Annotated in this window: 13 protein-coding genes; 6 read left to right on the top strand and 7 right to left on the bottom strand. The window is 64.0% G+C overall.

The annotated features are described in order from the left end of the window. The first annotated feature begins 8 nt into the window (after positions 1-8). The 3 genes from QRN52_RS19300 to QRN52_RS19290 all read left to right on the top strand — a co-directional run bounded on the left by QRN52_RS19300 (position 9) and on the right by QRN52_RS19290 (position 2,366). Entirely contained in the window at positions 9-266 is a 258-nt protein-coding gene (locus QRN52_RS19300) for a PspC domain-containing protein (RefSeq protein WP_284755070.1), read from the top strand. Positions 267-525: 259 nt separating this feature from the next. Further along, entirely contained in the window at positions 526-1,551 is a 1,026-nt protein-coding gene (locus QRN52_RS19295; RefSeq protein ID WP_234749032.1) for an ATP-dependent 6-phosphofructokinase, read from the top strand. Between the two features lie 83 nt (positions 1,552-1,634). After that, a complete protein-coding gene (locus QRN52_RS19290; protein WP_284755068.1) occupies positions 1,635-2,366 on the top strand; it encodes a GNAT family N-acetyltransferase in 732 nt (243 codons plus the stop codon). Between the two features lie 66 nt (positions 2,367-2,432). On the opposite strand, the gene QRN52_RS19285 is transcribed toward QRN52_RS19290, so the two are convergent. The 7 genes from QRN52_RS19285 to QRN52_RS19255 form a co-directional block, all read right to left on the bottom strand. After that, positions 2,433-3,956, bottom strand: coding sequence for a DHA2 family efflux MFS transporter permease subunit (locus QRN52_RS19285; protein WP_284755066.1), 1,524 nt, complete (start codon positions 3,954-3,956; stop codon positions 2,433-2,435). A gap of 54 nt (positions 3,957-4,010) precedes the next feature. Beyond that, positions 4,011-4,571, bottom strand: a complete 561-nt coding sequence (locus tag QRN52_RS19280; protein WP_284755065.1) for a PadR family transcriptional regulator — start codon at positions 4,569-4,571, stop codon at positions 4,011-4,013. 120 nt (positions 4,572-4,691) lie between these two features. Continuing rightward, entirely contained in the window at positions 4,692-5,105 is a 414-nt protein-coding gene (locus QRN52_RS19275; RefSeq protein ID WP_284755063.1) for an ankyrin repeat domain-containing protein, read from the bottom strand. Further along, positions 5,102-6,187: a CAF17-like 4Fe-4S cluster assembly/insertion protein YgfZ gene (gene ygfZ, locus QRN52_RS19270; protein ID WP_284755061.1), complete on the bottom strand. Its 1,086-nt coding sequence runs from the start codon at positions 6,185-6,187 to the stop codon at positions 5,102-5,104. Before ygfZ ends, QRN52_RS19275 begins: the two co-directional genes overlap by 4 nt. A 22-nt stretch (positions 6,188-6,209) precedes the next feature. Then, the gene (locus QRN52_RS19265; RefSeq protein ID WP_284755060.1) at positions 6,210-6,932 is read right to left on the bottom strand and encodes a flavodoxin family protein; all 723 of its coding nucleotides are present in this window, start codon (positions 6,930-6,932) and stop codon (positions 6,210-6,212) included. 87 nt (positions 6,933-7,019) lie between these two features. Continuing rightward, on the bottom strand, positions 7,020-7,619 hold the full coding sequence (locus tag QRN52_RS19260; RefSeq protein ID WP_284755059.1) for a nitrobindin family protein: 600 nt from the start codon (positions 7,617-7,619) through the stop codon (positions 7,020-7,022). Positions 7,620-7,803: 184 nt separating this feature from the next. Beyond that, positions 7,804-8,538: a permease gene (locus QRN52_RS19255; RefSeq protein WP_284755057.1), complete on the bottom strand. Its 735-nt coding sequence runs from the start codon at positions 8,536-8,538 to the stop codon at positions 7,804-7,806. A 312-nt stretch (positions 8,539-8,850) separates the two neighbouring features. Between QRN52_RS19255 and QRN52_RS19250 the strand changes: the two genes are divergently transcribed. The 3 genes from QRN52_RS19250 to QRN52_RS19240 all read left to right on the top strand — a co-directional run bounded on the left by QRN52_RS19250 (position 8,851) and on the right by QRN52_RS19240 (position 13,103). Further along, a complete protein-coding gene (locus tag QRN52_RS19250; RefSeq protein ID WP_059387339.1) occupies positions 8,851-9,549 on the top strand; it encodes a winged helix-turn-helix transcriptional regulator in 699 nt (232 codons plus the stop codon). 228 nt (positions 9,550-9,777) lie between these two features. Beyond that, positions 9,778-10,749 carry a mycothiol synthase gene (gene mshD, locus QRN52_RS19245; RefSeq protein WP_284755055.1) on the top strand — a complete coding sequence of 324 codons (972 nt, stop codon included), beginning with the start codon at positions 9,778-9,780 and terminating at the stop codon, positions 10,747-10,749. A 104-nt stretch (positions 10,750-10,853) separates the two neighbouring features. After that, entirely contained in the window at positions 10,854-13,103 is a 2,250-nt protein-coding gene (locus QRN52_RS19240) for an RNA degradosome polyphosphate kinase (RefSeq protein WP_284755054.1), read from the top strand. The last annotated feature ends 7 nt before the right edge of the window (positions 13,104-13,110 follow it).

Genomic DNA, 13,110 nt, shown 5'->3' with positions numbered 1-13,110 from the left:
CTCTAGCCATGAACAAGTTCTTCAGCATCGTACGGGGCATCGGCCTGAAGCGCGGTCCGCAGCGTTGGATCGGTGGGGTTTGCGGTGGCATTGCCGCCAAACTGAATGTCGACGTGGCCTACGTCCGGGTCGGCTATCTGCTCTTCTGCCTGCTGCCCGGACCCGCCGTGGTGATATACGTGGTGGCATGGCTGCTGCTTCCCAACCAAAGCGGCACCATTGCGCTGGAATCCTTCCTCACCCAGCGTTCGCAAGGCAAGAAATAGCACAGCCCGGCCCGGGTTTACGGGCCGGCAAGTTCACTAGCGCTCCGCCACCGAGGCGGGGCGCTGGGCTTGTTAAGCCGGGCTTCTAAAATCCGGTCTTTTAAGCCGAGGTCCCCCGTCCGATTTCCAGGTTGTTTCAAAAGTCTCATCCCCGGTGGCGGTCATGGTTTGTGTCCCACCCCACATTGCCCCCTACAATCGTTGTGAGCTCAGCGTGGCGCTCTGCACGTATACCTCCTAGCCAGGATTTGAGCCCCTCATGAAAATTGGAATCCTTACCAGCGGTGGCGACTGCCCCGGACTGAACGCCGTCATCCGTGGCGCCGTCCTCAAGGGAATTGCCATCCACGGCCAGGAATTCGTCGGTTTCCGGGACGGTTGGCGAGGCGTCGTCGAGGGCGACGTCATCGACATTCCCCGCACCATGGTCCGCGGTATCGCCAAGCAGGGTGGAACCATCCTCGGCACATCCCGCACCAACCCGTTCGAGAACGGTGGCGGCCCGGATGTCATCAAGGCCCACATGGACCGCCTCGGCATCGACGCCATCATCGCCATCGGCGGCGAAGGCACACTGGCCGCCGCGAAGCGCCTCACCGACGCCGGTTTGAAGATCGTCGGTGTCCCCAAGACCGTGGACAACGACCTCGACGCCACCGACTACACCTTCGGTTTCGACACCGCTGTCCAGATCGCCACCGAGGCCATCGACCGGCTGCGCACCACGGGAGAATCCCACCACCGCTGCATGATCGCCGAGGTCATGGGCCGCCACGTGGGGTGGATTGCGTTGCACGCAGGCATGGCTGCCGGCGCGCACGCCATCCTGATCCCCGAGCAGAAAGTCAGCATCGAGCAGATCACCGAGTGGGTGCAGGAGGCCCACGATCGTGGCCGTGCACCGCTGATTGTCGTCGCCGAGGGTTTTGTTCCCGACCACATGGAAGCACCGCACTCCGAACGCGGCCTGGATACCTTCGGCCGGCCCCGACTGGGCGGTATCGCGGACCAGCTCGCCCCTGAAATCGAAGCCCGCACCGGCATCGAGACCCGCGCCACGATCCTCGGCCACATCCAGCGCGGCGGCGTCCCCTCCGCTTTCGACCGCGTCCTGGCCACCCGTTTGGGCATGGCAGCCATCGACTCGGTCGTGGAAGGCCGCTGGGGAACCATGGTGGCCCTCAAGGGCACAGACATCGAGCACGTGGGCTTCGAAGCTGCCCTGGGCAAGCTCAAGACCGTCCCGCAGAACCGCTACGACGAAGCCGCAGTCCTCTTCGGCTGAGCCGGATCTTCAAGGAGCAGGCGGGTACCACAAGGTGCCTTGCCTGCTCCTTCCTTTTCCGGGGACTGCATAGACTCGATGTCATGGAACTTAATGCGGGATCGGCGGAAATCGTGCTGCTGGCCTGGGCCCGGCATTTAGGGTTCGACGACGAGGCCTTCAGTTTCGTCTCCGGCTCACCTGCTGCCCGCACCGGGGAGCGCTTGGTCAGGGAAGACGAAGACGCTGAATCCATCACCTTCGTGAGGCTCTTTGGCCGCTCCGCATTGGTGGCTCCGGCGTGGGCGGTGGCTGCCGCCGTCGAGCTCTCGGACGATCAACTGAGCGAGCATTCCGCACTGTTGCGGATCAGCCGCGAACACGGCGGCCATGGACTCGGGACGTCGGCGCTGCTGTTCGCCGACGACCTTCCCCTGTTCCAGCCGGGCGGCGAAGTCACTGTCTCCCACGGCCATCCGGAAGCGATCGAGTTGGAGGGCAGATGCCCGCCGGATGACGTCAATGAAGTCCACCTCTCAAGGATGGACCACCATTTCACCGTGATGGACGGCAACGAACCGGACCGCAAACCGGTGGCCTGCGGCGCCTATGCGGAGTGGCAGGGGATCCTCGCAGACATGGGCGTCCTGGTGCCGCCGGAATTGCGCCGGCAAGGGCTCGGAACCCTGGCTGCCTCGATCGCCGCCCACGAAGCACTCGCCTCAGGCCTGACGCTGCAGTGGCGAACTGCGCTGGACAACCGGGGCTCCCTGGCCTTGGCCCGACGGCTCGGATTCGTCGACGGCGGTATCCAGACTTCCGTGCTCCTGCGCTAACCGCGAGTTGGCGGACGATGCCCCCAAAACCGCATTTTGAGGGCATCCTCTGCCAGTTCGCGCGGGTTAGCCGTCTTGCGAAACAGTTTGAGGCTTAGCCCCGGCGGCAGCCGGGGAACCCCAACCCTGGACGGCCTTGGGCTTGCCAAACAACAACGCCGCTACTGCGCCCAGCAGAATCGCAAAAGCGGGCAGCAGGACCGACTGGCTCATCGCGGTCGAGAAGCCGTCGCGCAGGAATTCGGGCAATTTGCCGGTGAATCCCCCTTCGCCTGCCGGGGCGGCGCCTGGCGGAGCCGCGGGCAGATCCGCCGCGAGCCGGGACTGGATCAGCGCAGCAATCGCGGCCGATCCCAGCACGGCACCGATCTGGCGCGTCGTGTTGAAGACACCGGAACCGGCGCCCGCCGAGCGCGGCGGGAGGTTGCGGGTAGTGGCGTTGGAGACCGGGCCCCAGATGAAGCCGTTGGCCACACCCTGGAGGGCGCTGGGCAGCAGGAACATCCAGATGGGAGTGTCCGGCTTCAGGAGCGTCCCGGTCCAGAACAGGGCGCCGGACAGGCACAGGAGCCCGAAGGCTGCGAACCAGCGCGGGTTGATGCGGTCGATCAGCTTGCCAACGAAAGGTGCCAGCGCGCCGGAGATCACGGCCATGGGGATCATGAGCAACGCGGACTGTGTTGGTGTCAGCCCACGGACTACCTGGTAGTAGAAGATGGTGGGCAGCGGGAAGGCAGTGATGGTGAAGCCCACCGCCATGATGGTGGTGTTGCCCAAGGAGAAGTTGCGGTCCTTGAACAGGCCCAACGGCAGCAAAGGCTCACCGCCGCGGCGCTCCAGCAGCCACTGCCAGAGGACGAACACGGCCAGGACAACGAGCCCCGTGATGATCAGTCCCCAGACCGTAATGGGCCCGGTGACGGTGCCCCACTTGTAGCTTTGGCCTTCCTGGATGCCGAACACCAGCAGGAACATGCCGGCTGCGGACAGGAGCACACCCACGACGTCGAACTTGTGGCTGTGCGTGGTCAGCTTCGGTACCAGCCGGGTCACGAGGACGAAGGCAACGACGCCGATGGGAACGTTGACGAAGAAGATCCACTGCCAGCCGAGGCCGTCAACCAACACGCCGCCGAGGATCGGGCCGACGAGGATGGCCATGCCGGCCGTGGCGCCCCAGAGGCCCATGGCCGCGCCGCGGCGGTCCGGCGGGAAGATCCGGGTGATGACGGCCATGGTTTGGGGGGTCATCATGGCCGCGCCGATGCCCTGGACCACCCGGGCCGCGATCAGCATGCCGATGTCGCCCGAGAGGCCGCACCACAGCGAAGCCAGGGTGAAGACCACGAGGCCGATCAGGTAGAGGTTCTTGGGCCCGAAGCGGTCACCGAGCCTTCCGGTGATCAGCAACGGCACGGCGTAGGCGAGGAGGTAGGCGCTCGTCACCCAGATGACGGCGTTGATATCGGTATGCAGGCCCTCCATGATCCGTGGGTTCGCCACGGAAACAATGGTGGTGTCGATCAGGATCATGAAGAACCCGACCACGAGGGACCACAGTGCGGGCCACGGTTTAGCTACGTTTTCCATGGGTTTCCTTTGACTGTGTCGAATTTCTTGCACATTGGTGCGTTGGAAGGGCGGCTACCATGGCAACTGCCCGCTGCGGAGATCATTTTGGAAGCTGCGTATCCAGTCGATTTCCGTCCGCAGCATGGATTGTTGGTACTTGACGTCGATCCAGAACTTGGGCTCTACGCCTTTTGCGGCGACAGCTTCTTCGCCCCGGACCAGGAAGTCGAGCTGGTTTTCCAGGTTCACTACGCGACGGTCCAGGAGTTCGAGTACGACGCCGGACGGCAGGTTGTGTGCCTCGGCGATCGCATGGGGGAAGCTCGGGTATTCGTTCACGGGTTCCGCCAGCATGTTCTGGAGGCGCTCGGTCAGTGCCTCGCGGCCGGTTCCGGTGATTCGATAGGTGGTGCGCTCGGGCCGGTTGCCCGCCCTGTCAATCCCTGTTGCCTCGACCAAACCCGCCTCTTCGAGGCGACCCACGGCGTGGTAGAGCGTGCCCGGCCGGACCTTGACCAAGCGGTCCTCGTGACGAGCCATCAGGAGCTGGTACATCTCGTATGGATGCATCGGCGCCTCCACGAGGAGGGCCAATGCGGCGACACCAAGTGGAGTCAGTGCGGCTCGTGCCATTTCCCCATCCTCCGTGCGAACTATTCCACAACAACTATTCCACATGGAATATTTGACCGCAAGGCAGCCACCGCGGCCGCGCCGCCAGGCACGGGCACAGCCCGACTGCCCCGCCTTGGCCTATCCGAGCAGTTCGAGAATTTCGGTGCGGGCAAACATCCGGGCGGCCTCGCTCGCTGTGGGCGCACCGGCGTCGGGATCGGCGCCGGCGTCAATCAGAACCCGGGCCACCTCCGTGTAACCCTTGAAAACCGCGCCGGCCAGCGGAGTCTGGCCACGGTCGTTTGCCCCGTTCGCATCGGCACCGTGGTACAGCAGAAGCTGGACGGTTTCCGCGTGGCCGTGGTAAGCGGCCAGCATCAGGAGAGAGTCGCCTGCGGCAGTGCGCATTCCGGCCGGCGCACCGGCGTTGAGGTAGCTACGCAGGAGCTCCGAGTTGCCTTCCCTGGCGGCATCGAACAAGGTGTGCGCCAAGGCAATGGCCTCGTCATCGGCACCCGTCGCCTGGGCTTCAGCGCCCGTCGTTTCGCTCATCGATGGGGTCCCTTCAGGAATCCGGTCTGACGCCCCACCACTTGTCCGGCATCGGGCGCAACGATTACTTCCTGGGCGGCCGGATAAGGCTCCTCACCGTCCAGCACGGTCAACACTTCGTGCGGGTCCACAGACCGCTTGATAAGAGCCAGTCCTACTGCCCCCATTTCGAAGTGCTGAGCCACAGATGTCAGCGTACCCACCTTGCGCTCTCCGGCAAATACAACGCTGCCCGGCGCTGGAAGGGTGTGCTGCGAGCCATCCAATTGCAGGAAAACGAGACGCCGGGGCGGGTGTCCGAGGTTGTGGACACGGGCGATGGTCTCCTGGCCCTTGTAGCAGCCCTTGGACAAGTGGACCGAGGTCCGCAGGAGATCGAGCTCGTGCGGGATGGTCTTCTCGTCCGTCTCCGCGCCGAGCCGGGGACGCCAAGCAGCAATGCGGAGCGCCTCCGCGGCCAACGAGCCGGCGAGGGCCATGCCCTCAACTGCCGCTTCAAGCTCGTCTGCCGGAACGAGGTACTCGAACCAGGGCCTCTCAAGGCCGGGGTGGGAGTTTTCCTCCACCACGCTGTATGAATAGCCGCCGACGCCGATGTGCGGCCACGGGTCCTCCCAGACAAGCCGGTCCGACCACGCGTCAACGGCCTTGGTTGCGCCGACGACGGCCCAATCGGCCGACACATCGGCCACCTCGACGCGCAGCATGAACCGCATTTTGTTGAGCCACTCGGCCAGCGGGGCAGCCTCGGCGGCTTCGACCAACAGCCAGGTGGTCTCGCCGTCGTCCACTACGCGGGCGTCGAACTCGATGCGGCCTTGGATGGTGAGGAGCAACAGTTCGCTTGAGACGCGCGGCTGCAGGTTGGTCAGTTGCTGCGAGGAAAGGGTGTTGAGCCAGCTGAGGCGGTCCGGTCCAGTAACCGTGACAACGCCCCGATAGGAAAGGTCGACGACGGCGGTACCGGCGGCGAGTGCGCGCTGCTCCCGCAGGGGCTCGCCGTAGTGGGCCGCGACGCCGGAGTCCTCGCCGCCGCCTTCTACAGCTCCGGGGCGCGACAATAGGGGGCTCTTGTAAGTCATATGTAGTAGAAGTCCTTGGGGCTCAGCGGTATTCCGGGTTTTCAAAATCGAAGCGCGTGCCGGCTTTCCATTCATCCGGAAGGTTGCCGTAAGCAGGAATGCCGCCCACGTCCTTGAGCATCCGGGCGTAGTGGAGCAGGTTCCAGGTCATGAAGGTGGTGTTCCGGTTGGTGAAGTCGCTCTCAGGGCCACCGGATCCTTCGTCAAGGTAGCTGGGTCCGGGGCCGACAGGACCGATCCATCCGGCATCGGCCTGGGGCGGAATGGTGAAGCCGACGTGTTGGAGGCTGTAAAGCACGTTCATGGCGCAGTGCTTGATGCCGTCCTCGTTGCCGGTGATCAGGCAGCCGCCGACTTTTGGATAGTAGGCCCACTGGCCCTTGCTGTTGAGCTGGCCCGAATGGGCGTAGAGGCGCTCGATGAGCTTCTTGGTCTGGGAGGAATTATCGCCAAGCCAGATAGGACCGGCCACCACCACGATGTCGGCCTCCAGGACAGCCGGATACAACTCCGGCCATTCATCCGTGGCCCAGCCGTGTTCGCGCATGTCCGGATACACTCCGGCGGCAATGTCGTGGTCCACAGTGCGGATCACACGGGTGCTGACGCCCCGCTTTTCCATGATGCGCCGGCTGATGGAAATCAGTCCGTCGGTATTGCTCACTTGCGGCGATGGCTTGAGCGTCCCGTTGAAAAAGACGGCCGTGAGATCGTCATAGCTGGCAGGTTTTGCTGCTTCGTTCACTTGCTGCTCCCTTTTGGTTCTAACTGCGAAACGGGACGTTCAGTGAGACCTCTTCGGTGAGACCTTGAAGCTACGGAACAAGCCCTCCTAGGAGAGTTTGTTCAGGAAAGCCGAAGCGTGGGCCTCAAGCGACTTACCCGGAGTGGACACATCCCAGCGCCACAACAGATTGCCATCCACGAGGCCGAAGATGCGTGTGGCCGCAGTGTATTCCTTGGAGTGACCGCCGCGCATCACCATATCGGTGCTCATCTGGATCTGCGGGCCCTTGATTTGGCCGTAGTACAGCTCGCTGATGCCACCGGGATGGGCGATCGTCACGGCGATGTCGAACCCGCCGTCCGCGTTGCGGTGGGCCTCGACGTCGTCGGCCGTCTTCAGTACCGGGACAATCTCCGCGGGAATCAAGCCGGGGCCGCCGTCGGCGTCGAGCATTTTCCGCTCCAGCGCCCAGAAACCTGTTTCCACGGTGAGGGGCCGCAATTTGGTGCCGTCCTCGTCGCTGAGCCAGCTTTCCGCCCGGTACTCCAGGTAGGGCAGGCCATGGTGCGTAAAGGAGACATGCTGGATGAAGCGATCCGAGTCTTCTTCACCGCTGCCAAGCCGTCCCCGGCCTTCCCACTCACCAATGAGCCAGGAAAGGGGTACCAATTCGGGTGTCAGGTCGGAAGGGATTTCGATGGGCACAGCAATTACCTCAGTGAACCGGAAGGTACAGGTTGATCAAAAGCGATGGGAGCTCTACTTCTGGCCCTTGAAGAGACGGTAAACGACAAAACCAGCGAACCACGCCATCGAGAGGCTGGCCAAGCCGAGGAGGACAAGGAAGAAGATTTCAAATGCAAGTACGGACATGATGCCATCCTAACTGTTAGTAGATGAGTAGTTTGTCGATGAAGTAGCACAAGGCCCCAACCGCCCAGACGGGCGCGACGCCCATCCCAAGGACAGCCGGGAAATTCAAGCGGCCGAGCCGAAGCGTCACCATCCGACGGAAACTGACCAGGACCGAACCAATGACAACTCCCACCACGATGGCGGGCACGATCGCGATATCGGAAAACACCAGGCCTGCCAGCGGAGCCACCAAACCCGCAGCCACGATACCCAAAGGCGCCACGACCCGGTCCGGCCAGCGCAACAGGCCGGCGAGCAGGGCGACTGCGGCGCTGAGAGCGGCAACCAACACCATTTCCTTGATGCCGTTGAACCTCGCGCCAGCAATCCAGCCCGCGCCAAGGCAACTCAGCAAGACGCCGGCGCAGCTGCCAAGGGTGGATTCGAGCCGTTGGGCCTGACCGGTTCCGCGGATCAACTGCACGACGAACACGGCAATCACGCCGGCGGCGATGAAGGCGGGAGTTGCGTCGAGAAATCCGGGAGCGGGGACGAATCCGGCGGCGAAGGCCGAACCCGCACCGCTCAGCCCGATCACCGTGGCGAGGGTCTTCTTCGCGGGGACCGCCAGAAAATGGGGCCAGCCGACGCCAACAGCGGCCGACGCCAGAATTCCGACGGCGACCGACCCTTCCGTGGGGCCGTAAGAGCTGGCGACGAAAACCGCGAGCGCCACGAGGCCGACCACCCCGATGCTCCAAGACTTCACTGCGCCCCTGACCTCACTGTGTCCCTAACCCGCCCTCGACCCCACGGCGTTCCAGCGGGGCCCCGTTTCGTTCCAAGTTGCGGCTAACCTCCTGCCAATCCTGCCTTATTCGGCACAAATATGTCGCAAACAGGGGTTGAAGGTGACACGAATCCCTGACGTTGCAGGGGCCTTTGGGTATACTCGGTTGTCAACAGCGCTTCTTGTTGCAACGCTTCCGTTACAACGGAACCACGCCCCATAAGCAGCTACCGGCCGGTGGAAACCCGGTTCAGACGCCCGATGATGCGCGGACCGCCCATTGGAGGAACTATGTCGCACATCCTGCTCCTGACGAACAGCACCGGCTCGTCGGTAGACATCCTGCCCGCCTTGGAGCTATTGAACCACCGGGTCCACATCCTTCCTGCAGAGCCAACGGCCTTGCTCGAGACCGACCCCACCGACGTCGTTTTCCTTGACGCCCGCAAGGACCTGGTGGGAGCCCGCTCCCTGACCCAACTGCTCAAAGCCACGGGCTTGAGCGCCCCCCTCATCCTGATCCTTACGGAGGGCGGGATGGCTGCCGTGTCTTCCGCGTGGTCCGTGGATGACATCGTCCTCGACTCGGCGGGACCGGCCGAAGTCGAAGCCCGGATCCGCCTGGCCGTGGCCCGCGCGATTCCCGGCGAAGAGGAAACCAACACCGAAATCCGGGCGGCCGGCGTCGTGATCGACGAAGCAAGCTATACGGCCCGCGTGAACGGGCAGCCGCTCAACCTGACCTTCAAGGAGTTCGAACTCCTGAAGTACCTGGCCCAGCACCCGGGCAGGGTGTTCACGCGTCAACAGCTTCTCACCGAAGTATGGGGCTACGACTACTACGGCGGCACCCGCACCGTGGACGTCCACGTCCGGCGCCTGCGTGCCAAGCTGGGCGTGGACCACGAGAACCTCATCAGCACAGTCCGCAACGTCGGCTACCGGCTGACGTTGGTCCGCTTGCCGGAAGATGAGCTCACGGAGGCCTAGGCTTCTGACCCGCTTCGGATACGCAGGGAAGGCCCGGACTCACTGAGTCCGGGCCTTCCCTTGCTTGAGTGGAGGACATACGGGTCGAACGTATCGAGGCCACCCCACTGGTGGATCCCCCTCGTATCCCGCTTCGCAAAGCCGGACGAGATATAGACCATACACGGCCAAGGGAGTGCCTGCAAAATCCATCCCGCCAAACCGGCCCGGGACGTATAGCCTTGCAGCATGAGCCTTGCGCACCCGGAGAACTGGCCCGTCCTCGTCGTCAAAGGCGCCTCGGATAACGAGTTGTTGAGAGACATCAAAACGCTCGCCGCAGCTGCCGAGGAGTCGGACGGCAATCCCCCGCTGTCCGAACAAACCCTGGTCATGCTGCGCGGAGCCGATGCCGGCGACCACTCGGTGCTCGCACTGGCCCTGTATGCCCCGGACGAGCAATCCGATCCCGTAAGCGGGCAGGATCTGGCGGGAATCGCCGTCGTGGTTGAAGCGGACGACGGGACTGGGGTCCTGGAAATGGCCGTGCACCCCAGCTACCGTAACCAGGGAGTCGCAGGCAGGCTGTTGGACTCGCTTCGGGACAGCCGTGGGCTCGAGGGGCTCAACGCTTGGTCCCATGGGAATCACGAGGCCGCCGCGGAGCTTGCGGCCCGCTACGGCTACGGCCCGGTGCGTGAGCTGTGGAAGATGCGGCTGATGTCTTCCACAGCGGAACTGCCCGACGCCGGCCTGCCGGAGGGAGTCTCGCTGCGCGCCTTCGTACCGGGCCAGGATGAGTCCGCCTGGCTGGCTGCCAACAGGGCAGCGTTTGCCCATCATCCCGAGCAAGGGTCCCTGACCAGGGCCGACCTGGAAGCCCGGATGGCAGAGGATTGGTTCGATCCCACAGGTTTCCTGCTCGCGGTGAACCCGGCCGGGGAACTGCTCGGTTTCCATTGGACCAAGGTGCACCCCCGGCAAGGACCCCATCCGGCCATCGGAGAGGTCTACGTCGTCGGCGTCACCCCCGCAGCCCAGGGGCTGGGGCTTGGCAAGGCGCTCACTGTCGCCGGAATCAGGTATCTCCAGAGCCACGAGCTGCACTCCGTGATGTTGTACGTGGACGCCGACAACACCGCCGCCGTCGCCCTTTACCAGAAGCTGGGCTTCGTACGCTGGGACGTCGATGTCATGTATGCGCCGTTAACCCGGAAGTAACCCGGAACCAAGGCGCATCTGAAAGGCTAGGACATCTAGGATTCCGGCACGTGGAATCCTTGTAGGGTTGAATCAAACCCCGCGCTTGAACGAAGGAGAGCCCGATGAACCCGGACCCGGTCGGAACCACCAAAACCGAGGTCAAGGGCGCAACCTTGCCTCCCCGCTTCGGCTCTTCCGAAGTCCCGGCTGCGCGGGCAACACAGGACCGCATCGACATTCCTGAATTTGCGCCCTCCCTTGAGCCGGAAGGCGACATCACTCCGGACCGGTTCCTGGACCGCGAGCTGAGCTGGCTCGCCTTCAACTCCCGCGTTCTTGAGCTCGCGGAGGATCCAGACCTCTTCCTGCTGGAGCGGGTCAATTTCCTCTCCATCTTCGCCTCGAACCTGGATGAATTCTTCATGGTGCGGGTCGCCGGTTTGAAGCGCCGCATCGCCACCGGCCTCGCGGTGCCCTCCCCCGCCGGACTGAGCCCCATCGAAGTCCTGGAGCAGATCGGCGATGCAGCCCGCAAGCTGCAGGAACGCCACGCGCGTGTGTTCGCCGAGCAGATCCGCCCTGCTCTGGCCTATGAGCACATCCACCTCATGCGCTGGGACGAACTCGACGACGAGGCCCAGCACCGCTTGAGCATCATGTTCGGCGAGAAGGTCTTCCCGATCCTCACTCCCCTCGCCGTCGATCCCGCCCACCCCTTCCCCTACATCTCCGGGCTTTCCCTCAACCTGGCCGTCATCGTCCGCAACCCCGTGAGCGACAAGGAACTGTTCGCCCGCGTCAAGGTTCCGGACCAGCTGCCGCGGCTCGTCTCGATCGACGGCCCGCGTGCCGGTGCGGTCCCGGGCCGCGTGGCGCGATTCATCGCGCTCGAAGAGGTCATCGCGGTGCATCTGGACAAGCTGTTCCCCGGAATGGAAGTCATGGAGCACCACACCTTCCGCGTCACCCGCAACGAGGACGTGGAAGTCGAAGAGGACGACGCCGAGAACCTCCTGCAGGCGCTTGAAAAAGAACTGCTGCGCCGCCGCTTCGGCCCGCCCGTCCGGCTTGAGGTCACCACGGACATCAACCCGAACATCCGTGCGCTCCTGGTGCGGGAACTCGGCGTCGAGGAATCCGAGGTCTACTCCGTTCCGGCGCCCCTGGACCTCCGGGGCTTGTCCGTCATCGGCGGAATTGACCGCGCGGACCTCCATTACCCGAAGCACGTTCCCCACACCTCGCGGTACTTGAACGAATCCGAGACGTCCAAAGCCGCCAACGTCTTCGCGGCGATGCGCCGCCGCGACATCCTGCTGCACCACCCGTACGACTCGTTCTCGACGTCGGTCCAGGCTTTCCTGGAGCAGGCGGCCGCCGACCCCAAGGTCCAGGCCATCAAGCAGACCCTGTACCGCACCTCCGGCGATTCCCCCATCGTGGACGCGCTGATCGACGCCGCCGAGGCCGGCAAGCAGGTCCTGGCCCTCGTGGAGATCAAGGCACGCTTTGACGAGCAGGCCAACATCTCGTGGGCCCGCAAACTGGAGCAGGCCGGCGTGCACGTGGTGTACGGCATCGTGGGACTCAAGACGCACTGCAAATTGTCCCTGGTGGTCCGCCAGGAAGTGGATGGCCTCCGCAGGTACTGTCATATCGGCACGGGCAACTACCACCCGCGGACGGCCCGCTACTACGAAGACCTTGGCTTGTTGACCTCCAATGAGCAGGTGGGCGAGGACCTGTCCAAGCTCTTCAACCAGCTCTCCGGATATGCCCCCAAGTCGACCTTCAAGCGGCTCCTCGTGGCGCCGCGTTCGGTGCGGTCCGGCCTGATCGACAGGATCGAGACCGAGATCCGCAACGCCCGCGCGGGAATCGCCGCCAAGGTCCAGATCAAGGTCAACTCCATGGTTGACGAGGCCACCATCGACGCCCTCTACCGGGCGTCGCAGGCCGGGGTAAAGGTTGACGTCATCGTCCGTGGCATCTGCTCGCTGCGTCCGGGAGTTCCTGGACTGAGCGAGAACATCACGGTCCGCTCCGTCCTCGGCCGCTTCCTGGAGCACTCGCGTGTGTTTGCCTTCGCCAATGCCAACGATCCCGTGGTCTACATCGGCTCCGCGGACATGATGCATCGCAACCTCGACCGCCGGGTCGAGGCCTTGGTGCAGCTCTCCAGCCGCGAAGACACCGCCGAGGTCATGGACCTGCTGAGGCGCTACATGGACCCCGGCACTGCCAGCTGGCACCTCGACAACGAAGGCCACTGGACCAGGTTCCACCAGGCCGAGGACGGCTCGCCGCTTCTGGACATCCAGTCCTGGCTGCTCGCCTCCCGGTCCCGCCAACGTGCAGTTGCCCGGCGGTAGGCAGCAA

This window comes from Arthrobacter sp. efr-133-R2A-120, assembly GCF_030209835.1.
Classification (GTDB): Bacteria; Actinomycetota; Actinomycetes; order Actinomycetales; family Micrococcaceae; genus Arthrobacter.
Note: the sequence above shows the minus strand (reverse complement) of the source record. Positions and strands in the feature narration are given on the sequence as shown.